Origin of the sequence: Paenibacillus sp. (genome assembly GCF_035645235.1) — a bacterium.
Taxonomy (GTDB): domain Bacteria; phylum Bacillota; class Bacilli; order Paenibacillales; family YIM-B00363; genus Paenibacillus_AE.
The window spans coordinates 19,514-41,239 of sequence record NZ_DASQMZ010000211.1 but is presented as its reverse complement, the minus strand read 5'-3'; the positions used below and the strand labels follow the sequence as shown (position 1 = coordinate 41,239).

Here is a 21,726-nt window from a genome sequence, read left to right as displayed (position 1 = left end):
CTAAGGAGAAAGCCCCTCATGATATCCTTCTTTCGTACGTACGCCAAACTGATCGCCTTCCTGCTCGGGATGTCCCTGCTCGGCAGCCTGACGGTGATTCCGTATTTACGCTATACGACGGTGCTGCCGCCGGGGCTGAACGTGCCGATCGACGCCGTGCTGTTCGCGAGCGTCATCAACTTTACGATCAACAGCTTCATCGCCATTCTCGTCGGGCTGACCCTCGGCCGCCGCGTCGGGCTGGGCGCGCCGCTCCTCACCGCTTGGCTCGCGAAAGACAGCGGCGCCGCACAGGCGCTGTCGAAGCGTAACGGCGCTCCGTTCGACGGCAAGTCGCTGCTCGCCACGGTCGCGTTCGGCGTCGTCGCCATCGGGCTGACGTACCTCGTCGACCTCGGGTTCCAACCGCACCTGCCGCCTACGCTGGCGGGAGGCGCGACGGGCGAGGACGTCGTGCCGTTCTGGGCTGGGCTCCTGACCATGTTCCACGGCGGCATCAACGAGGAGCTCTGGATGCGGTTCGGCTTCATGTCATTCGTCGCGTGGCTGCTGGCTGCCCTGTTCGCCAGAAGAAACCAAAGCGCCGAGCGCAAGCCCGCGTGGATCTACGTCGTCGCCATCGTCGCCGCGGCCGTCCTGTTCGGGGTCGGGCACTTGAGCGCCGCGCCGCTCATGTTCGCGGAGGTGACGACCGTGCTCGTCGTTCGCATCGTCGTCGTCAATGCGATCGCGGGGTTGGCGTTCGGATACTTATATTGGAAGAAAGGACTCGAGCACGCCATGCTCGCCCACATGATCGGGGACGTCTTCCTGCACGGCGTCATCGGATAGCTCCCGTAAATCGCATCGGCACAGCGCACCCGCCTTGGGGCGTCCTGAAGTCAAATGACGAAAAATACAGCTATTTCCTTCTCTGTCGCGGCATGTAAGCGCATTCTTGCAAAAATGCACGACTGCGCGCATACATCAAAAAACCCAGTCCGTCCCCGGACTGGGTTTCGCTCGCTTTCCGCTCAATCATGCGTCGCGCGGCCGTCTCCCGTGATCGGGAACGGCTCGCCGAGAAACTTCGGCTTCGGCTGCGTCGTGTGGACGAGCAGGAAATCCTTCGCCCGCGCGAGCTTCTCCCGCGCCTCGTACCGAGCCGCGCCGACGTATTCCCGCGGGTCGCTCGCGACGCCGAACGCGTCGATGCCGAGCGCGCGGCCGACGTAGACGGCCCGCTTCAGATGGTAGCCTTGCGTGACGACGATCGCCTTCCGCACGCCGAAGACGTCGCGCGCGCGGTACATGCTCTCGTAGGTGCTAAAGCCCGCATGGTCCATAAAGATGTCCTCGGGCGGTACGCCGCGATCGAGCAGGAACCGCTTCATCGCGTTCACCTCGTCGTAGTGCGCTTGCCCGTTGTCCCCGCTGACAATGATTTTCGGCGCCTTGCCCGCCTCGTACAACGCCAGGCCCGTCTCCAACCGATCGTGCAGCATCGGCGACACGCTCGTCTCCGAATATACCCTTGCGCCAAGCACAACGATCGCTTCCGCCTCCGGCGCCTTCTCCGCCGACACGAGGAACGGCGCGGACGCCGTCTCGACGCGCGCGTTCATCGCCGCCAGCGCCGCGACGAGCGCGACGGCCGCGATGACGAAGCACGCGAGTGCCCTTCTCCACAGGAGTGACATCGCTTCTCCCCCTATATCTCTACTCGGTCGTATAGGTAGAGACGCGTCGACAAAGCAGAAAGTTTCGGACGTTTCGGAAAATGCACCCACCGACGCCCCGCTTAGCCGTCCCGGCGTCCTCCGCGCGGCCCGGCCCGTTCGGCGTCGATCGGCCGGAAGCCGAGCCGCAGCGCGGGAGAGTCCGGAAGCAGCCGGAAGTCGCCGGCCGCCGCGTCCGCGAAGCGCGGATCGGCGACGACGGAAGCGAGATCGTTGCCGGTCGCCGCTTGCCAAGCGGCCAGGTCGGTCTCGTCGTCGACGAGAAAGCGGGCGTCCGCGTAGCGGAACGACGCGGCGACGACCGTTCGTCCCGAGACGTCCCAAAACATGTTCAGGTCCGAGAGGAAGCTCTTCGGCCGGTCTTTGCGGACCGCGTACATCGGCTGGCCGTCGGAGACGAAGATGTTCCGAAGCAGCGTGAACGACGTATGCGCCGTCTCGCCCCGCGTCAGCGCCGCCTGGCCCTCCCCGCAGAACGCGAAAATATTGTTGCGCACCGTATTTTCGCGCCCGTAATGCTGATGGAAGCCCTGACTGCTCGTGCGATAACAGATATTATCCTCGACAAGCACGTGCGCGCTGCCTTCGTCGTGATAGACGCCCCACCCGCCGTAATTTTTCTTCTCGATGTCGGAGATGACGTTGCCGCGCACGACGGTGCCGGGCTGGACGCCCAACACGTACACGCCGCCCATGTCGCTCAGCAGCCCTTGCCCAAGATCGCGAATTCGATTGTACTCGATGCGGTTGTTCTTGGACACATTTTCCCCGTAGCCCCATACCCATCCGGTCGAGATGCCCGTGTAGAAGAAGTCCTCGATCAAATTATGCGATACCTCGTTATCGAACGCGTGCGCCAGCAGGATGCCCGTCGCGCTGTGAAACACGCGGCCCCCGCCGGACAACGCGTTGTCCGTCAGCGTATGGCCGCCGCACCGGCGAGCCACTGGCCCGCTCGCGTCCGAACCGCCGACCTTCACTCCGCCGGCGCCCAAGTCGCGCAGCGCGCAGCCGACGACCCGGATGCCCGCGCAGCCGTCGCCGATCTCGAGGCCGTACCAGCCGACATGCGCGATCTCGCAGCGAAGGAAGACGCAATCCCGCGCGCCCGTCAGCGAGACGACGCCCGGCACGTGAATCGCCGCCTGCGGCGCCGCCGCGAAGTCGATGCCCGGCCGCCCGAACCGCTCGCCCCCGCCCGGCGGCAGCGAGGCCTCCGTATGACGGAAAGCCAGTCCCTCGAAGGTCAGCCCTTCCACGAGCCGACCCGCGTCCGGATCCCCCGCGAGCACGAGCAGCTGATGAGCGACGGGCGCAATCGCCTCGAAGCCGTCCAGCGTCTCCTCGGGATGAGGCACGTAGTAGACCTTGCCCGCCGGGCGGTCGAGATACCACTCCCCGGGCTCCGTCAGCGCTTCGAAGACATTTTCTACGTAGTAGTCCGCGCAGCGGGGAACATAATCGTCCTTTAATACGAAAATGCTCCTCCGCGACGACCGCACCGTCCGCGCCGCCGCGTCCACCGCCGCGATCGGCATATGCTCGTCCGTCCAGAAATGCGGAACGACGACCTCCACGTCTCGGAGGTTGCGCCACTCGGCGTCGATGTGCCCGGGGGCGAATTCGAACGTGTCCGTCCCCTCGAACAGCTCGTCGTCGAACGACATGCCGGGTACGCCCGCCATCCGGTACAGGCCGGACTTCGGCAGCCGCGGACGCCGGCGCCGTTCGCCGTTCGTCCACAGCTGGCGGAACGCCCAGCGGCCGTCCGCCGCCTCGGGCACGTCGCACACCCACGCGCGCCGCCCGCCCTCCAGCGACGTCTCGCGCCACCCTTCAAGACGGCGACCGCCGTCCAGAACGGGCGTCTCGCCGGGGTAGGCGGCGTAGACGGCCGGAGCGCCGCCGTCCTCGGGCCCGAAGACGAGCGGCGCCTCGAGCCGGTACGTCCCGCCGCGCAGCAGCACCCGATCGCGGCGCTCGGCGCGCATCGCGGCTTGGGCCCGCGCGACCGTCGCGAACGGGCCGTCCGTGCGGGCGGCGTTCGGCTCGGGCAGCCCGCCCGACCAGCCGTCGTCGCCCGCGGGCGAGACGTAATACGCGCTCGCGCCGCCGCTCACGCTTCGTACCCCGGCCGGCCCGCGAGCAGCGCCTCGTCCGCGGAGCGGCGCCACGGCGTATCGTACGACGGACGATACGCGTAGCGCGTCATGCGAAGGCGCAGCGTTACGCCCGCGCCCGGCTGCAGCAAGACGGCGACATACTTCCCGCCGACCTCCGTCCGTTCGGTGACCTCGCCCGCCGCGTTCAGCGTCTCGACCGCGTCGATGCGATGCTCGCCGAACGAGCCGCCCTGAATGATCGTCTCGCGCGACTCGGTCGTCGAGACGTTGACGAGGTGCAGCCGAGCGAAATCCGCCCCGAGCTCATCCACGAGCGCGGCGACGTCCGCCGGCAATCCCGGTCGCTTGCGGTCGGCGTCGAAGTACCGCACGCGCGCATGCTGCAGGCCGCCGTGCGACAAGTGCATCGGCGCGCCCAGCGTCAGCTGCAGCAGCCCTTCGAAATATACGGGGCAGTATTCCTGCCATTTATGAATGCTGGAAATATCTTCGACCGAAAATCCGTCGGTCGTCCACCGCTTCGGATCGCCCTCCGGCGAACGCAGCTTCGCCAGCTGGCGGTGCAGCACTTCGAAATTCGCCTCGAGGATGCGCTCCGGATAATCCGGACGTTCGCCGCGGATGAACTGAAACCAGGGCATCCAATTCGCATTGAAGTGCTTCGTGTTTTTCCCGTTCGGCCCCGTGCCCGACCGGCTCGGCACGTCGATGTCCCGCGAATGCTCGGGCACGTCGACGCGCAGCACGCGCGCCAAATCCTCGTCCGCCATCGACGCGTACCACAGATAGATCGGATACAGCGGGTTCGCGGGTTTATAATCGGTCCAGCCGGCGTCGTAATGCTTATGCGGCACGACCCATTGCCCGCCTTCCTCGCGGCCTCGGTTCCACATCTCGTCGATCTGCGCGCGCGCAAGCTCGAGATACGTCGGATCCCCGGTCAAGAGCGCCGCGTTCATCGTGCCGTTCAGCACCGGCTCGATGATCGTAAGGAAGCCGTGCGGCCAGCGCCAGCCGTAGTAGCCGCCCCACCATTTTCCGTCCATGTATTCCCCGATTTTTCCGGAGAGCCCGACGTTGTCCGGGATAACGCCGCCGTTCGCTTTGGCGCGCTCCGCCCAAGCCGTTACGTATTCCTCGACCCAGCGGCGCAGCGACTCGTCGCCCGTGTACATGTAAGCGTGGGCGACGAGCGACGTCGCGTTCAGGTTGAGCGGCACGTCGCCCTTCGCCATCCGCTCGTTCATGATGCGCAGAATATGCGGGTACACCGCGTCGTCGCTCCAAGGACATTTGCCGCTCGCGAAGTCGACGCCCGGAATGTCCTCGAACGGCGCGGGATAATCGTCGAGCACGTCGCGGTGCGTCGACCAATCCTCCGCCGACATCTCGAAGCGCGGGCCGCGGCTGCCGTTGATCGGAGAACGGATGAGCTTGCGCTCCGGGTCGTAATTCGGCGCCGCCGGGTCCTCGCCCGTGTACATCTTCGCGAAGCGCACCGCCCGCTGCCGGTCGCGCGGCGACGCCGGGTCGTTCAAGCCGAGGAAGTAGAAAAACAAATACCCTTCCCCATGATGCATCCAGTCGTAATACGCGTCGAACTCCCGATGAATTTGCCCGTATTCCGTCCATTGCCACGTAATGCCCTCGTACACTTCCCGCGCAAGACGGTACGACTCCTCGCTGCCGCCGAGCGTGTACAGCAACGACAAATACATAAAGCCCTCGTACGGATCGTCGGAGCCGTCCATGCCCGGCCAGTCCTTGCGCCAAATGAGCGTGCCGTCCGGCCGGACGTACCGTTTCGCGAACTCGACCGCAGCGTCGTTCAGCGCGTCGAACAACCGGCGCTCCAGCAGCGCCCAAGCCGGCGGCACGCGCCGCTCCTTCGCCTCGAGCCGCGGAATGATGTTCCCGTTCATCGCTGTCTCCCCCATCGGTACGTAAATTGTTCGAACGTCGCGCGGCCGTGCGGCGTGCCGTACACGCCGCGCGCGAACACGCCGACGCGCGGCGCCGTGAAGCAATGAAACCGCGGCGCCCGGTCCGGATACAGGAACGCCGCCGGCACCGGCGCGCAGGCGGGCGCATAGGCCTTGCCATCCTCGCTGTAGGAAAGACGCATCGCGCCGCCGTCCGCCTCGTCGAGCTCGACGCGCAGCGCGAGCCGGTCGCCCGCGCCGATCGAAAGCGGCATCAGCGCAAGGGTTTTGCGACGAACGCTTTCGAAAATTTCTACCTGCACGAACAGCCCGTCATGCTCTTGCACCTCGTGCAGCCGCTTCACGTCGAACATCTGCCCGGACGTCTGGCCGACGCCGCGCCGTACCGTGAACGCCAGATAGCCGTCCGTATCGCGGTACATGACGAGACCCGCCTCCTCCCCGAGGGACGCCGGCTCGAACGTCAGCGACGTCTCCGCGACGAACGACAGATGCCGCCAGCGCCGCGTCGCGATCAACGTCTCCTGCGGACTGTACGGGATGAACGGCAGGCAGCGGATTTCGAGCCCCGCCTCCGTGAGCGCATAGCCCCCCGGCAACGGATGTCGCACCCACTCCCACTCGGGAGACAGGCGCGGCCCGTCGAACCGATCGATCGTCTCCCCCGCCTCGTACAGCGGCTGGCCCGCCGGCGCATCGAGCGTGACCGTCTCTTGCGGCGCCCCGTCCTCGCCGACGACGAACCAGCCGTCGTCCGTCCAGGCGACGTCCGCAAGGAACGTCTCGCGTCCGAGGGGGCAGTCCCCGCCCGGCGTCAGCGGCCGTCCGCCGAGATGCACCATGAACCAGCGGCCGTCCGGCGCCTCGACCAGCTTCCCGTGGCCCGCGCGCTGGAGGCGCCGCTCCGGGTCCCGCTGCTTCAGCACCGGGTTATGCGGACAAGGCTCGTAAGGCCCCCACACCGACTTGCTGCGGGCGACCGTCTCCATATGGTCGAAGAACGTGCCGCCCTCCGCCAGCATGAGGTAGTACCAGCCGTTCCGCTTGACGAGATGCGGCGCCTCCGGCGCGGCGCCGCCCGTGCCCGGCCACACCTGCTTCGCCTCGCCGACGAGCCCCGAGCCGTCCGCCGCCAGCTCGTGCACCCAGCCGCCGCCGAACGCGAGATATTTCCGCCCGTCGTCGTCGTGGAAGATCGACGGGTCGATGAAATGATGATTGAGCGGCACGCCTTCGCTGTACGGCCCCTCCGGCCGGTCCGCCACATACAGGATGTTCGTGCAGCGCGGACGGCCGTGGTAATACGGCACCACGACCCAAAACTTGCCGTCGGCGTAAGAGATATCCGGCGCGAACACGCCGAACGAATCCGGGATGCCGACGAGGTCCAACTGTTCCCGGCGCATAATGACATGCCCGATCGTCTCCCAATGGACAAGGTCCTTCGAGTGCATGACCGGGACGCCGGGGAAAAATTGGAACGTCGACGTCACCATATAGTAATCGTCGCCGACGCGCACGATGGACGGATCCGGGTAATCGCCCGGCACGATCGGGTTGCGGAACGCGGCCGTCATACCTTCCCCTCCCTCCGGCGGAGCGCCAGCGCGCCGTCGCCGTCCCACGCGTAAGGCTCGACGACGACGTCGGCGCCCTCGCGCGACACCGTCGCTTGCGCCGTCCGCCCGGTCGCCGGATCGAACCAGACGCCTTCGTATTCGCCCCCTTCGAGAAGCGTCGCCGTCAATCGGCAAGGCGACGCCGCGTACGCGGCCAGGACCTCGCCGTCCCTCGTCGCCGAAGCGGCCAGTTCGGCCGGCGCGGGCTCGGCGGCCGCGAGCTCGGTCGGCTCGAGTGCCCACCAAGGAAGCGCGGCGATGAACGTCTTCAGCCGTGCCGCGTCCGCGCCGCCCTCCGACCGAAGCGCCGTCTCCCACGGCATCGGCTCGCCGTACAGCGAGAAAGCGTACGCCGTCTCCTCGCGATGCCACGGCCACAGGCCGTGGTTGCCGAAGGTGAGGCCGGCATTGCCGCCGGACAAGACGCTGACCCACTCCACCGTTCTTACGTACGCCCGATCGCTCGTCCGGCCGCCGTCGTCCCCGATGCGGATGTTTTCATAGCATGGCTCACCGTTCAGCACCGGCCGCACCGGCGCCAGCGACCGGGCGACGGCGCCCTGCCGCCTCGCGTTCGCCGCGCTCTTCCTCGAATGGCCCGACTGGTACATATGGAACGACAGCCAAGGCTTCTCGTTCGCGACGTCCGGCGTCGCCATGCCTCCGACCATATGCACCGTCAGGAGCGGCGGGTAAGGCGACGCCGCGACAATCGCCCGCGCGGCGGCGTCGTACACCGGCATCGTCTCCGGCCGGGCGAAGTCGGTGTCGCCGCTGACGAGCCACACGGGACCGTAAGCGGCGTACCGCGCCGCGAGGAATCGGGCGTATCGCGCGGCCGACGCTTCGTCGAAGACGAACGGCCGCGGCACCTCCAAATCCCAGTTCAGGTTCGTGCCCGGCGCGTAGTTAAACCAGATCGGTACGAGCGCCGGCACGATGCCCGCCTCCGCCGCGGCCGCGACGATGCCGTCCAGCATATCGAAGTACGCCGGGTTCGGCTTGTCCAGATCGTAGCCGCCGTCCGCGTCCCGCTCGAACGGCTCGCGCCGCGGCGCGCCGGAGGCGTCCCATTGGGGCAGCGCGCCGATCTGCGCGACATTGAACCCTTGCTCCCGGCGAACGGACAAGTACCGCGCCCACTCCTCTCGCTCCCCGTGCGCCGTCACCGACCAGACCGTATCGCCGAGCCAGAAGAACGGCGTGCCGTCCGCATGCGCGAACGCCCGCCCGGACGGGTGAACGCCGAGGAAGCCGTGGCGAAACAGCGGATTATCGCCTTCGTACGGCGCTGCCTCGACGGTTCCCGCCCGTCCGTCCAAGCCCGGATCGGCTGACGACGTGCCCCACCTCCAAGTTCCCGCCTCGCTCGGGGCGAAACGCGCGCCCCACCGGCGCCCTTCCTTCCAGAAGCCCGGCACCTGCGCGAGCCGCCCGGACGGCGACTCGATCGTCACGGTCAGCTCCAGCTCAGCGTAAGGCCGCTGTGTTTCCCGCTCCGCCGTAAACTCCAACTCGACCGCCTGCCATACCCCCGCGCGTCGTTCCATCTCTTGGGCTCCCCCTTAAAACACCGTATTTCCCTGAAAAAGCTCATACACCTTCGCTTGATCCTCCGCGTTCAGGCCGCGCCCGTCGCAGAGCGCGACGTTCATGCGCAGCGCCGCGAGCGTCGCGACGCCGCTGAGCGTCACGTGGATATCCGGGTTCGCGAAGCTGAAACGCATCGCCGGCTCGATCAGTCCGCCCGGTCCTTCCTTCGTGCGCAGGAAATCCAGCTTCGCGATGCCCTCCCGGGCGCGTGCCAGCGTCTCTTCCCCGAGGAAGGGCGCCGGCGTCTCCGCCAGGATGCCCATGCCGAGCACGCTGCCGTTGATGACGCCGAGATTCAGCTCGCGCGCGAGCGGCAGCAGCGCGTCTTTCGCCGTATGGTCCAGCAGCATGTAGCGGGCGTAAAACTGGACTGAGTCGAAAGAACCGGTTCGCATATACCGCATCAATAAATCCAAGTGCCTCGTGCTGACGCCGAGGAAGCGCACCTTCCCGTCGTCCCGCAGCTTCTCCAGCGCCGGAATCGCTTCTTCGACGATCAGCTCGAACGGCTGCGTTTCGACGTCGTGCAGCTGCACGAGGTCGAGTCGATCCGTCCGCAATCGCTGCAGACTGTCCTCGACGGATTGTACGATCGTCTTATAGTCGTACCGCATATCGGAGCGCGCCGCCTTCGAAGCGAGCACGACCCGCTCGCGGTACCCGCCCTCGAGCGCCCGGCCGATGCGGCGCTCGGATTCCCCGCGGCCGTAGAGCGGCGCGGTGTCGATAAAGTTAATGCCCGAGTCGACCGCTTCGTGGATGACGCGCTGCACCTCCGCCTCGTCGGTCGCGCCGAAGTCGCCGGCCAGCGGGGCGCCGCCGAGACCCATTTTCGAAACCTTCAGTCCCGTCTTTCCGAATACCGTATACTCCATTGGAACCTCACTCCTTCTTCGTCGCCGGCGTCTTGACCGGATATTCGCGAACCCCGGGCGCCTCCCGAACGCGGCGGGTCAAGCCCATCCGCTCGAACGGCAGCGGCTCGAAGCCGAGCGCGAGCGCCGGACTGTCCGGTCGCAGCGCATACGGATGCGGGCCGTCCGCGTCGAACGACGGATCGGCCTCGACGCTGCCGCGCTCGAGTCCGAGCTCGAGCCACTCGGCGAACGTCAAGAACCGTTCATACTCGCGATCCGTGACGCGCACCGTCGTCGGCTTCCCGTACTGCCAGACGAGGTTGTTTTCCCATACGTTCGTGTCGAGATCGAGCCGCCCCTGGGCGTCCCGCGACGTGTCGAACCGGTAGAGCACCGCCTGCTCGCCCGCGGAGGCGAAGACGTTGCGGCGCACGACGTTGCGGCGAAGCCCGACCCCGCGCGTACGCAGCGCACGGTATTCGACTTCCTCGCGCCAGCGCCGGAACTTCGCCAGCTCCTTGGCCGTATCGAGGAAAAGATTGTTTTCGATCGTGTTCTCCTGCCCCGCATGGAGGTACAAGCCGCCTCCCGGCGTCCGGTACGTGACGTTGCCGTACACCTCCACGCCGCTCGTAAAGTCGTCCAAATAGATGCCGAAGGCGAACGCCGGCGACATCCATACGCCGTTCTCCGCGTGATAACCTAAAATATCATGAATCCGGTTATATCGAATTTTCGTGCCGTGCATCGTTAAGTCGCGGTCGACGAGGTAAATCGCCGCCGTGTCGCTCGTCTCCACGTTGACGTGGCGAATGTGGTTGTACTCGATGACGTGGTCGTTCCCCCGGGACTGGACGCCCCAGCGCGGCCCGTCGTGAATCAGGTTGTGCGCGACGCGGATGCCGACGCCGTGGATCGAGATGCCGGCGACGCTCTTGAGCTCCGTCCCGATATGGTGAACGTAGTTGTTCACCGCCTCGTGTCCACAAGGGTCGAACCGGCCGGCGAACGGGCTGCGGACGCCGCCGGACAAGTAGATGCCGTGGCTTCCGGTTTCATAAATATCGCAATCGACGACGGCGTTCTCCCGGCCCCCGAGTCCCGTCACGCCGGCCGCTCCCGTGTAGCGCACCGTGCAGCCGACGACGCGGCAGCCCGATACGTCGCGCATCAACACCGCCGTGCCGCTGCAGCCCTCGAGCGTCAAGCCCTCCAAGGTGACGAAGCCGCGCGGGGTCCGTTCCGGCATCCGTTCGGCGTAGTGCGTGTAGGTGCCCGACTCCGACCAATCGATTTTCTCCGCGTACAGGTCCTCCCGCTGCTCGCGTTCGCCGCGCAGTTCGATCAAGTGCTCCGCCGTAGGCAAGTATACCGCGACGTCCTCGGCGGCGGCGCCGTCGGGCGGATAGAAATACAGCGTGTCGGTTTCGCGATCGAGGTACCATTCCCCCGGCTGCGTCAGCTCCTCGCGCACGTTGCGGAAATAAAACCGGTCGCCCGGATAGATTTCGTACAGCGCCGGACGCGCCAGCACGACTTCCCCGGTGTCGGGATCGTAGCTGCGCAAGGGCACGATATCGTTCGTCCAGTTGAATCGCGGATAAATGAACAACTCGATCCGATCCAGGTTCGACCACGTCTTCAGCCGCGGGTCGCGGCAGACGAACCGGTCCCGCTCCCCGTGGCCCCCCTCGTACATATTTACGGGATCCCCTTCGACGTACAGCCATCCCGCGCCGTACGGATTGTCCGCATCGAACTTCGGGTACCGCGCGATCCGCTGCTTCTCGCCGCGGTACAGCAGCTGCGAGAAGCGAAGGCCCGCGAGGCCGGCCGCCGCCAGATCGAGCTTGACGACGCCGTCCGCGTGCGGACGGAAGCCGCTTAGCTCGACGCCTCCGGTCACGATCGCTTCCCCGTCGCCCGCCGCCCGGATGATGACAGGCCGCTGCGCGTCGCCGAGGTCCTCCCCCTCCAGCAGCAACCCTTCCGGAGCCGGGTACTTGCCGCGATGCAGCAGCACCTCGAAGCCGTCCGGCGCCCGTCCTTCGCGCCGCAGCTCGCGCATGCGTTCGATCGCGCCTCGCAGCGTTCTTAACGGCGAACTCGCCGTGCCGTCGGCGTCGTCCCGGCCTTCCGGCGCCAGATGCAGCGTATTCTTCATATCGGTTCGTTACTCCCTTCGTCAATGTCTTATCGGCGCCTCGACATCCTTCTCGCGATGCGCCGGCGTCACCCGCAGCCGTACGAGCTCGCCGCCTGTTACGCGACCCTCGACGACGGCGCCCCCCGGCGCGAGAAGCCGAAAATCCGCGTCCCACGCCTTGGGCCACGCCGGGCAGACGAAGATGCGCTCCCCGTCGCATTGGAGCAGCATCGCCTGCAGCGCCGTATTGGCCACGCTCCCGTGATCCTGATCCGGCATCCAGTCGAAATTCGGGCCCCAGAACGCCGGGAAGCGCGCGCCGGCGAAAAACTTGCCGTAATTTTCGGCGACGTACGAGCGGGCGGTTTCGGCGAGCCCGAGCTGAGCCGCTTGAATCGCGTCCTGCCGCCAGCCGCCCGTCCGCGCGAAGCGTCGCCGCTCGAACGTGCGCCGCCCCTTCTCGAGCTCGGGCGTGCCGACCGCGGCCAGACGGTACGGGAAGATCGCGTACAGCTCGACGTTCTCCGTGTTCATCAACTCCCCGAACACCGCTTCCGCAGGCGCGTAGACGACCGATCCGTCCTCGGCGGTCGTCTCCGGCACGTCCGGCAGCCGGTCCCGCAGCGCCGTCCACTCCGCTTGCAGCGCCGCCCATGCCTCGTCGCCGCCTGCGCCCCCCGGCGCCGGCAGCCGGAGCAGCCGGTCGAGCACGACGCGCAGCCCCGCGAGCTCGGGCAGCGGATTGACCGCCTCGTGCCAGTTCTCGAGCGCCTGCGCCGGCTCGATCCGCAGCCGGCCGCCTTCGTCCGTCGGGTATCGAAGGGCGAAATAGCGCAGGCAGGAGACGATGACCGGCAGCGACGCCGACTCGAACGTGTCCCGGTCGCCCGAGTACGCGTAGTGCTCCAGCATGAGCAAGCAAAGCTCGAGGTTGTTTTGCGCGTAGTGCCGAATGTAGGCGTTGTCGACCTGTCCGACCGGCTTGCCGTCGCGATCCCATCCGTAATCCGGGTTCAAGTAAGCCCCCCAGAACGTCATCGTCTCCGGGAAACACGCGCCTTCGTGCCCATAGTACCGCCGCGTCCGCTCCTCCGCCAACTGCAAATTGTTGCGAAACATGTAAAATAACGCGATCATCAGATCGAAATCGCCCGCCGCCAGCATCGACCAGTACGGCAGCCTCGTGTTTTGGAACCAATACCCGCCGCCCCAGCGGCGCTCGTCGGCGTCGAAGACGCCCGAGTAGCCGTATCCGTCGTCGTAGGCGACGTCGAACGTAAAGATCGAGCCGTTGAACTTGATCGGATACGCGCCCCTCCCGCCGCAGGCGTTCATGAAGCGCTGCAGCGCGTACCCTCTCGATACGACGAACGCCTCCTCCGCCGCCTCGGGGCTCGCTCCGCGCACTTCGATCCGGCTGCGCGACCAGAACGCCCGCCACCACTCCTGATGCCGGTCGTACGCCGCCCGCCGCTCCGCCGCCGTGCGCGCCGCCGGCGCCGCCTCGGCCAAGGCGACCCAGTCGTCGCCGCTGGCCGTCTGCGCCGTCAGTACGCGAATGGAAATCGCCGCTTCGGTCGAAGGCGCCGACGTCGTCAACGCGCGCGCGCCGGACTTCGCCCACGCGCCGCCCTCGCCGCGCACGATGCCGCCGAACGTCCGGTGCAGCAGCGGATCCGGCGCGCCGTCCTCTATCAGCCGCTCCAAGCCTTGCAGCCGTAAGCCGTCCGCCCAGACGGAGCGTTCGTTGCGGTGGTACCACGCGATGCGCGGCTCCGCGCCGCCGACGACGACGTCCCCGTCCTCGACGACCGGCCAAGGGGCACCCGATAAATTGGCGGAGCCGAGCGCATGCCCCTCCAGCGTCTTCGCCGCGTCGCGCCACGTCTCCAGCGACGCCGTCAGCCGGAAGGCGCGCGCGCTCTCCGCCTCCGCATAGATGACGGGGGCATGCGCATCGACCCACAGGCGAAGGAACACCCGCTCCTCGCCCTCGCCCGCTTCGATCCGAATCGTCCCGCGCTCGAGGTCGAGCTCCTGCAGGAACGGCCGCCCGAGCGCGAACGGGTTCGGCTCGAACGACAGCCGCAGTCGGCCCAGCTTGAGCAAGCGTCCGCTTTCGCTCCAGGCGTCCGTTTTACCGATATAAAACAACAGGTCGCCGTCCGGCTCCGCCCAGACGTTCAATCCGATATCCCCGTTGCCGAGCGGCATCGATTCGGCCGCGCCGCGGCTCGGGGCGTCCCAGCGCACATCGTACCGCCGCACCCAGGCGCTTCCCTGCTCGGTTCCCGGGTCGTTCCGCGCCGCGTCCGTCATCTTGTCTCCAGCCGCAGCTCCGCCGCCCGCAAGCCGATCGCCTCCGCCTTCACGACGAGCTCGCCGGCTTCCTTCCCCGCCTGCACGATCGCCAGCGCATAGCCGTTGAACGCGCGGCGATACGGCGCCTTGTCGGACTCGTGGCTCGACGGATCGCCGTTGCCGACGCCGATCAGCTTGCCGGCGCCTTCGACCGTAAACCGAACCTCGTTGTCGGCGGTCGGCACGACGCGGCCCCGCTCGTCGACGATCGAGACGCGGATCATGGAGACGTCGCGGCCGTCCGCGGCGATCGTCGTCCGGTCCGCGGCAAGCGCGATGCCCGACGGCGCGCCCGTCGTCTCGACGACGTGCGTCGTCGCTACGGCGCCGCCGCGATAGCCGCGAGCTTCGATCGCGCCCGGCTCGTACGGCACCTTCCACTCCAGGTGTCCGAGCTTGTCGACCGGCTGCGCCCCGAGCGAGCGTCCGTTCAGCAGCAGCTCGACGGTCTCGCAGTTGCTGTACACCCAGACGTCGATCGTCTCGCCCGTCCGGCCGTGCCAGCTCCAATGCGGGAACAAGTGCACGACCGGCTCCTCCGTCCAATTCGCCTTGTAGTAGTAGTAGTTATGCTTCGGGAAGCCGCAGCTGTCCATGATCCCGAAGTGCGAGCCGATCGCCGGCCAGTTGTACGGCGTCGGCTCTCCTTTGTAGTCGAAGCCCGTCCAGACGAACGTACCGGTCAGGAAGCGATGCTCGGCAAGGCTCCGCAGCACCCGCTCGGGACTGACGCACCATGGGGCCAGCTTCGTGCCGTACTCGGAGCAATACGCCTTCCGTTCGTCGTCCGCGTAGATGCCCCGGGTCACCGTATACGAAGCGCTTTCGCTGCCGATGACGATGCGGTCCGGGTACGTCGCCTTGTCGCGGATATCCCGGTCGTTATCGTAGGTGCCGTAATTGTACCCGACGATATCGACGGCGTCGGCGTAGCCGCCCGTATGGTAGCCGTGGTTCATCGAGGCGACGACCGGGCGCGTCGGGTCGAGCTTGCGCGTCCGCCGCGCCAGCGTATCCAAAATGCGGGCGCCCGTCTTCGTGCCCTCGAGCACCTCTTCGTTTTCCATGCTCCACATAATGACGCTAGGGTGATTTCGGTCCCGCCGAATCAAGCTTTCCAAGTTGGCGAGCCCCGCGGGCGAGCTGTCGAGCTTGCGGTTTTCGTCCATAACGAGCATGCCGAGCCGATCGCACGCGTCCAGCAGCTCCGGCGTCGGCGGATGATGCGCGCAGCGGTACGCGTTGGCGCCCATCTCCTTCAGCAGCTCGATCTTGTATTCCTGGATTCGGTCCGGCAGCGCCGCGCCGACGCCCGCGAAATCTTGATGCACGCATACGCCTTGGATGACGAGCGGCTCGCCGTTCATAAAGAACCCGTCGTTCTTCGTGAACTCGATCGTGCGGATGCCGAACGTCGTCTCGTACGTATCCGCCGTCTCGCCGTTCCGCAGGATACTCGTGACCGCCCGATACAGGTTCGGGCGGTCCGGGTGCCACAGCCGCGGTTCGGCGACGATCGCTTCGTGCGCGAACGCGCCCTCCGCATCCCCCTCGAGCCGTTCGTCGCTCTCGACGCGCGCGACGCTCTTGCCTTCCGCGTCGAGCAGCTCCGTCACGAGGCGGAAGTCGGCGGCTTCTCGCAGCCCGTTCACGATTTCCGTCTCGACGCGCACCTTCGCCCGCGCCGCGTCGACCTCCGGCGTCGTCACGAACGTGCCCCATTCCTTCACCCGCAGCGGATCGGTCTTCGTCAGCCACACATGGCGGTAGATGCCGCAGCCGTCGTACCACCAGCCCTCGTACTCGGAGGCGTCGACGCGGACGAACACGACGTTGCGCCCCTCGTCGCCGTAACGGAGGACGTCCGTAATGTCGTACGTGAAGCTCGTATACCCGCTCGCCTGCGTCCCGATCAGATGCCCGTTCACCCACACGGTGCTGTTCCGCATGACGCCGTCGAACCGCAGCGAGAAGCGTTTCCCTTCGTCCTCGGCCGGAATCGAAAACAGCTTCCGATAGCAGCCGATGCCGATCGCAAGATGCGCCCTGCCCTTCGGGTAGTGCTTTACGTAGCTCTGCTCGATCGCCCAGTCGTGGGGCAAATCGACGAGCTCCCACTTTTTCGGATCCATGACCCCTTCGGAGAACTCGTCGGAATACGCGATTTCGAGCCACTGCCCGTGCTCCGGCTTCTCGCAGTCCGTAAAGCCGCCCGTCCGTCCGGCCTTCACCGCGTATGGAATCGGGATGTCCCCCCGATGGAAATACCACCCCTCGTCGAACCGCATCGTCTCTCTTGCCGCGGCCTTGCCCGTCATGACGCTCTTCATCCTTTCCCTCTCGTCTCTTGTCGCTCGGACGCCGACCGCAGCGCCGCCTCGACGAGGCGCAGCGCCGGAATCATGTCCCGAATATCGTGCGCCGTGCGGCGCGATGCCCGGACCGAACGAATATAATCGTCGACGATGCCGGCGACCCCGACCGGACCGCCGTCCGCCGTCTCCGCCGCGGGTCCGGAGAACCGTTCCTCGCCGTCCCTGCCGCGCAGCGTCAGCCGTCCGCCCTCGTACCGAAGCGACCCCTTCGCCCCCTCGAGCCGGAAATCGCCGAGCCAAGGCGTCAGCTCCGCGGACGCCGCCCAGGTCGCCGTATATTGCAGCCGGACGCCATTGTCGGCGACGGCCAAAATCGCCGCGTTCGTATTCGGCTCGATCGACCAGGACGGGGTCCAAGACCACGCGTACACGCGCTCCCAGCGCACGCCGAGCAACGCATGGATCGCCCCGGCATGATGATACGTCAGGTCCTCGAGCATGACGTGGCGATACGCACTCGCCCACGCGGCATCCAGGTTCTCCCGGCGGCAGTTCCATTCGATTTCGAAAACGTCCCCGAGCGCGCCTTCCCCGATCCAACGCCGAGCCGCGCGGATCGCCGGGTCGTACCGATACGCTTCCCCGATCGCGATCGTGCGCCCCGTCTCCTCCGCCAGCGCCAGCAAAGTCTCCCCCGCGTCCGGCTCCGGCGGACGGAGCTTCTGCAAGTATACGTCATGGCCTAGGCGCGCCAGTCGCTCGACGAGGGCCATCGGCGTCTTCGCCCAAGGCGGCGTCGCCATCGCGACGAGGTCGAACGACGTCGTCCCGAGCGCCGTCTCCAGGTCTTCGAATTCCGGGACGCCCTCATAGCAATCCGACTCCCGATGTGCATCCACCAGTCCGACCAGCTCGACGTCCTCGCGCGCGAGCCACTGCGGCACCCATTCCTTCGTCTTCCCGATAACCAGCACCCTCAGTTTCCGATCCATGTCCGTAACGCTCCTTCGCCCTTCCGCCTTCGGCGGGTAAAGCAATCCCTGCGCAGCATGGCCGCGCAGGGAGCTCCCCGACCGTAACGAATTACGGCTCGTATTTTATTTTCCGTTCGCTTTGCGCCATTCGTCGATCTGACGCTGCACTTCTTCGCGTACCTTCTCGACGCCCGCCTTCTGCAGCTTGTCGAGATATTCCGGCAGCACCTTCGCCGGATCGACCGCGCCCGTTCCGAGACCCGGGCTGTACTGGTCGCCCAGCGCGGAGATGTTCGCGATCTCCGCCTTGACGTTCTCGTCGTTGAACGAGAAGCCCATGAGCGGGGACGGCGTCGCCGTCTCGTTCTCGTGCTTGACCGCGTCCATGATTTCTTGCGATTGGCCTTCAACCAAGTAGCCGTTGAACGTGTTGCCGAACACCCAGTTCGTGTTCGGGTTATATCCTGCGTCCGGGTTAATCTTCACCATGTTGTCGGACAGCTTCGAATAGTGCGTGCCTTCGATGCCGAACGCGAGCAAGTTGTAGAGATCCTTATTCGTGTTGAGCAGGTTGATGAACATCATCGCGCGCCCCGGATTTTCGGACGTGCGGCTGATCGCTTGCATCGTCGTGATGATCGTGTTCGTCCCCGTGTACGGCTCCGTCAGGTAGACGTATACGACGTCGTGGCCGCCGTTGGACGCCTTCTCGCCGACTTCCCCGCCCGGAGGCATGACGTTATCCTTGACGACCGCGAGCTTGCCGGTCTTGACGATATCGTCGAACGCTTTTACGGTAGCGGCGTCTTTATTGACGAGGCCCTTCTCGTACCATTCGCGAATCATCGTTACGTTGTTCTTATACGCTTCCGTCTGCGGGATGACGATCGCTTTATACGGATCGTCCTTATGGATGCCGATGACGTGGGCGCCGACATACTCGATGCCGTTCGCCATCGCCGAGAAGCCGCCGTTGCGGTCCATGCCGAACGGAACGATGTCCGGCTCGCCGGCTGCGACCTTCTCGAGGAACGGCTGGATGTCGCGCTCGGTCTTGATCGCGCTCGGATCTAAGCCGTACTTGTCAGCGAAACGCTTCTGTACGACGAAGCCCTCGCGGTTCGTGACCGTCTGATAGTTCGGCACGGCGTAAATTTTGCCGTTCACGCGCGTTGCGTCCCATACGAAGCTCGGAATTTCCGCTTGAATTTCTTTGCCGTGCTCGGCGAGCAGGTCGTCGAGCGGCAGGAATGCGCCCTTCGTGACGTTCGGGCCGTAGAAGAACGCCCAGTTCGCGGTCCATGCGATATCGAATTTCTCGCCGGAGGCGACGACCGTGTTCATCTTTTGCGTGTAATCGCCGAAGTCGATCGGCTTGAGCGTGACCTTCGCGTTAATCGCTTCCAATGTAATCTTGTTGACTGCGTCTTGAATCTTCTGCAGGTCCGGCTGGTTCGACGGCTGCGGGTAGTACCAAACCAGTTCGACTTCCTCGAGCTTCGGTTCTTCGGCCGGCGCCGGATCGTCTTTCGGCGTCTCCGCCGTCGTCCCGTTGGAGTTGGAATCCGCCGGAGCCGGAGCCGGCTCCGTGCCCGAACCGCCGTTGGAGCAAGCGCCAAGCACGAGCATCAAAGATAATGCCAGCACCGTCAAACGAAGCATAGTTTTTGGAAACCCTTTCATCTTTACTGACCTCCTACGAATATTTTTATTGTATCTTAAACCGTCCGGGACTGTTAGCCCCCGGACGACCTAAAACCGGGCGTAATGCATACGTTGCGGTTGTCAGCCTTTCAACGAACCGACCGTCAGGCCGCTGACGAAATACCGCTGAAAGAACGGGAACACGAACATCATCGGTCCCGCCGCCAGCACCGCCATCGCCATGCGCGCGGACAAGCTCGGGAAATCGGCCAGATCGATCATGACGTTCAATCGGCGCAGGTTGGTGGACAAGAAGTCGATCGTGTTCATCATGCGATACAGCATGAGCTGCAACGGAACCAGCTTCTGGTTGTCGATATACAGCAACCCGAGCCACCAGTCGTTCCAGTACATGAAGGAGATGAACAAGCCGAGCGTAGCGAGCGCGGGCGTCGACAGCGGTAGAATGATGCGGAAGAAAATCCGCAGTTCCCCGGCGCCGTCCATCTTGCACGATTCGATAATTTCGCCCGGAATTTTTTGAAGGAAGCCCTTCATGAGCATAATATTGAACGGGCTCAGCAAGTAAGGAATGATCAGCGCCCAGAGCGTATCCTTCAGGTGCAGGTACTGCGTAATTAAGATGTAGGACGGCACCAAGCCGCCGCTGAACAGCATCGTGAAGAAAATGTAAAACGTGGTGACGCGGCCGTACCGGTAATCCCGCCTGGAAATCGCGTACCCGATCATCGCGGTCATCAACAGGCTCAATATTGTGCCCAAGATTGTCACGAGGATCGTGATGCCGTAGGCGTTCAGCAGGACGCCCGGCGATTGCAAAATCAGCTTATACGCGGTAAAGTCCAGCTGCTGCGGAAGGAACCGGTACCCGTTCGTCAGCAGCGTCTTCTCCTCGCTGATCGAGATCGAGATGACGAGCACGAGCGGCATGATCATGAGGATCGAGACGACGGTAAACATCGCATTGATGCCGACTTGCGCGAAATTCATTTTCGATTGCGTTGTCATATCCGTCGCTCCTTTACCACAACGAGTTCTCGTCGTTTATTTTTTTAATAATGTAGTTTGCCAGCACGACAAGCACGAGTCCGACGACGGATTGGTAGAAGCCTACGGCCGTCGACATGCCGATATCGCCGATGTTCTTCAAGGCACGGAAGACATACGTGTCTACGACATCCGTCACCGAGTAGAGGAAGCTGGAGTCGTTCGGGATGAAGTAGAACAATCCGAAGTCCGCCCGGAAGATGCCGCCGATGCTCATGATCAGCAAGATCGAAATCAGCGGCGCCAGCAACGGGAGCGTAATGCGGAACGCCATCTGCGTCTTGGTCGCTCCGTCGATGCGCGCAGCCTCGTAATAAGACGAATCGATGCCGAGGATGCCGGCGTAATACACCAGCGTCGAGAACCCGACGCCCTTCCATAGGCTGACTAAAATCAGAATCCAAGGCCAGTACTTCGCTTCGTTGTACCAGAACACCGGGTCGAGTCCGAACTGCATCAACACCTGGTTCATGTAACCGTGGTTATGATCGAGGAAGCCCGTCACGATATAGCTGATGACGACCCACGATAGAAAATAAGGAAGGAACATCGCCGTCTGGTGCACCTTGATCCATCGTCTCGTGATTTCGTTAAGGAGCACCGCGAACAGCAGCGAAAACACGAGTCCGACGACGATGAACGCGACATTATACAGGATCGTGTTACGCGTTACGATGAAAGCGGTCTGCGACGTAAAGAAAAACTCGAAGTTTTTGAACCCTACCCAGTCGCTGCCGAAAATCCCCTTATCGTAGCGATAGTCCTTGAAGGCGAGCACCAAACCCGCCAGAGGCAGGTATGCGAAAATAAAAATGTAGACGACTGCGGGTAAGCCAAGCACGAAGAGCTCGATATTCTTTTTGAATAAGCGCCATTCCGTCAGAATGCCTCTCAAGCGGATCACCTCTCGAATGTGTTGCTTGTCGTTGTTGTACCCTCACTATGCACGAGGAAGAAACGGAAGGAAACTGTAAATAATAAACTGCAATCTCCGGATAGATCTATGGCCGAAAAACCTTGATGCGGCGCGGGTTTTCGGCGGCCACTATACGATCGGAACCGCACTGTACAATGGGAACCGGCAGCCGTTCCCGACGCGACCCCAAGCGTAGGCCCGATTTCACAGTCCGCCCGACATGCGCGCCGGGAACGTAAGAAAAACGCCTGACGGCGTCCTCTTGGTTCGAGCGGATGCATCATCCGTGCGAGAAGGCACCGACAAAAAATACAGCTATTTTTTCCCCTGTAGCCAAATGTAAGCGCATCCTTGCGATATTCATAAATGTAAAATTGGTACGACCGGTACGACCGACGCACGCATTCGTAGGTCGACCGCCAATTCCTGTTCTGATGGAAAAGGGGACC

At 64.5% G+C, this 21,726-nt stretch carries 14 protein-coding genes; 1 reads left to right on the top strand and 13 read right to left on the bottom strand.

The annotated features are described in order from the left end of the window. The first annotated feature begins 18 nt into the window (after nt 1-18). A complete protein-coding gene (locus VEZ38_RS20035) occupies nt 19-831 on the top strand; it encodes a type II CAAX prenyl endopeptidase Rce1 family protein (protein WP_324896703.1) in 813 nt (270 codons plus the stop codon). A 182-nt stretch (nt 832-1,013) separates the two neighbouring features. On the opposite strand, the gene VEZ38_RS20030 is transcribed toward VEZ38_RS20035, so the two are convergent. The 13 genes from VEZ38_RS20030 to VEZ38_RS19970 all read right to left on the bottom strand — a co-directional run bounded on the left by VEZ38_RS20030 (nt 1,014) and on the right by VEZ38_RS19970 (nt 21,256). Continuing rightward, nucleotides 1,014-1,679 carry a SanA/YdcF family protein gene (locus VEZ38_RS20030; RefSeq protein ID WP_324896701.1) on the bottom strand — a complete coding sequence of 222 codons (666 nt, stop codon included), beginning with the start codon at nt 1,677-1,679 and terminating at the stop codon, nt 1,014-1,016. A 101-nt stretch (nt 1,680-1,780) separates the two neighbouring features. Then, the gene (locus VEZ38_RS20025; protein WP_324896699.1) at nt 1,781-3,838 is read right to left on the bottom strand and encodes a right-handed parallel beta-helix repeat-containing protein; all 2,058 of its coding nucleotides are present in this window, start codon (nt 3,836-3,838) and stop codon (nt 1,781-1,783) included. Next, a complete protein-coding gene (locus tag VEZ38_RS20020; RefSeq protein WP_324896697.1) occupies nt 3,835-5,763 on the bottom strand; it encodes a hypothetical protein in 1,929 nt (642 codons plus the stop codon). The genes VEZ38_RS20025 and VEZ38_RS20020 overlap by 4 nt, the downstream gene beginning before the upstream one ends. Beyond that, complete coding sequence (locus VEZ38_RS20015; RefSeq protein ID WP_324896696.1) at nt 5,760-7,361, bottom strand: glycoside hydrolase family 43 protein; 1,602 nt, start codon at nt 7,359-7,361, stop codon at nt 5,760-5,762. The genes VEZ38_RS20020 and VEZ38_RS20015 overlap by 4 nt, the downstream gene beginning before the upstream one ends. Continuing rightward, entirely contained in the window at nt 7,358-8,953 is a 1,596-nt protein-coding gene (locus VEZ38_RS20010) for a DUF4038 domain-containing protein (RefSeq protein ID WP_324896694.1), read from the bottom strand. The genes VEZ38_RS20015 and VEZ38_RS20010 overlap by 4 nt, the downstream gene beginning before the upstream one ends. 15 nt (nt 8,954-8,968) lie before the next feature. Further along, on the bottom strand, nt 8,969-9,871 hold the full coding sequence (locus tag VEZ38_RS20005; protein ID WP_324896692.1) for an aldo/keto reductase: 903 nt from the start codon (nt 9,869-9,871) through the stop codon (nt 8,969-8,971). A gap of 7 nt (nt 9,872-9,878) precedes the next feature. Beyond that, complete coding sequence (locus tag VEZ38_RS20000; protein WP_324896690.1) at nt 9,879-12,017, bottom strand: right-handed parallel beta-helix repeat-containing protein; 2,139 nt, start codon at nt 12,015-12,017, stop codon at nt 9,879-9,881. Between the two features lie 21 nt (nt 12,018-12,038). Further along, nucleotides 12,039-14,318 (bottom strand): DUF5703 domain-containing protein, encoded by a 2,280-nt coding sequence (locus VEZ38_RS19995; RefSeq protein ID WP_324896689.1) that lies wholly within the window; start codon nt 14,316-14,318, stop codon nt 12,039-12,041. Further along, nucleotides 14,315-16,690 carry a beta-galactosidase GalA gene (gene galA / locus VEZ38_RS19990; protein ID WP_324896688.1) on the bottom strand — a complete coding sequence of 792 codons (2,376 nt, stop codon included), beginning with the start codon at nt 16,688-16,690 and terminating at the stop codon, nt 14,315-14,317. Before galA ends, VEZ38_RS19995 begins: the two co-directional genes overlap by 4 nt. Further along, nucleotides 16,687-17,667, bottom strand: coding sequence for a Gfo/Idh/MocA family oxidoreductase (locus tag VEZ38_RS19985; RefSeq protein WP_324896687.1), 981 nt, complete (start codon nt 17,665-17,667; stop codon nt 16,687-16,689). Before VEZ38_RS19985 ends, galA begins: the two co-directional genes overlap by 4 nt. A gap of 105 nt (nt 17,668-17,772) precedes the next feature. Continuing rightward, nucleotides 17,773-19,332 (bottom strand): ABC transporter substrate-binding protein, encoded by a 1,560-nt coding sequence (locus tag VEZ38_RS19980; protein WP_324896685.1) that lies wholly within the window; start codon nt 19,330-19,332, stop codon nt 17,773-17,775. 102 nt (nt 19,333-19,434) lie between these two features. After that, nucleotides 19,435-20,322: a carbohydrate ABC transporter permease gene (locus VEZ38_RS19975; RefSeq protein ID WP_324896683.1), complete on the bottom strand. Its 888-nt coding sequence runs from the start codon at nt 20,320-20,322 to the stop codon at nt 19,435-19,437. Between the two features lie 13 nt (nt 20,323-20,335). Next, nucleotides 20,336-21,256, bottom strand: a complete 921-nt coding sequence (locus tag VEZ38_RS19970; RefSeq protein ID WP_324896681.1) for an ABC transporter permease — start codon at nt 21,254-21,256, stop codon at nt 20,336-20,338. Nucleotides 21,257-21,726 lie beyond the last annotated feature (470 nt).

Coding starts and splice junctions, on each gene's coding strand:
- VEZ38_RS20035 (WP_324896703.1), top strand. CDS start 19: ATGATATCCTTCTTTCGTACGTACGCCAAACTGATCGCCTTCCTGCTC.
- VEZ38_RS20030 (WP_324896701.1), bottom strand. CDS start 1,679: ATGTCACTCCTGTGGAGAAGGGCACTCGCGTGCTTCGTCATCGCGGCC.
- VEZ38_RS20020 (WP_324896697.1), bottom strand. CDS start 5,763: ATGAACGGGAACATCATTCCGCGGCTCGAGGCGAAGGAGCGGCGCGTG.
- VEZ38_RS20015 (WP_324896696.1), bottom strand. CDS start 7,361: ATGACGGCCGCGTTCCGCAACCCGATCGTGCCGGGCGATTACCCGGAT.
- VEZ38_RS20010 (WP_324896694.1), bottom strand. CDS start 8,953: ATGGAACGACGCGCGGGGGTATGGCAGGCGGTCGAGTTGGAGTTTACG.
- VEZ38_RS20005 (WP_324896692.1), bottom strand. CDS start 9,871: ATGGAGTATACGGTATTCGGAAAGACGGGACTGAAGGTTTCGAAAATG.
- VEZ38_RS20000 (WP_324896690.1), bottom strand. CDS start 12,017: ATGAAGAATACGCTGCATCTGGCGCCGGAAGGCCGGGACGACGCCGAC.
- VEZ38_RS19995 (WP_324896689.1), bottom strand. CDS start 14,318: ATGACGGACGCGGCGCGGAACGACCCGGGAACCGAGCAGGGAAGCGCC.
- galA (WP_324896688.1), bottom strand. CDS start 16,690: ATGAAGAGCGTCATGACGGGCAAGGCCGCGGCAAGAGAGACGATGCGG.
- VEZ38_RS19985 (WP_324896687.1), bottom strand. CDS start 17,667: ATGGATCGGAAACTGAGGGTGCTGGTTATCGGGAAGACGAAGGAATGG.
- VEZ38_RS19980 (WP_324896685.1), bottom strand. CDS start 19,332: ATGAAAGGGTTTCCAAAAACTATGCTTCGTTTGACGGTGCTGGCATTA.
- VEZ38_RS19975 (WP_324896683.1), bottom strand. CDS start 20,322: ATGACAACGCAATCGAAAATGAATTTCGCGCAAGTCGGCATCAATGCG.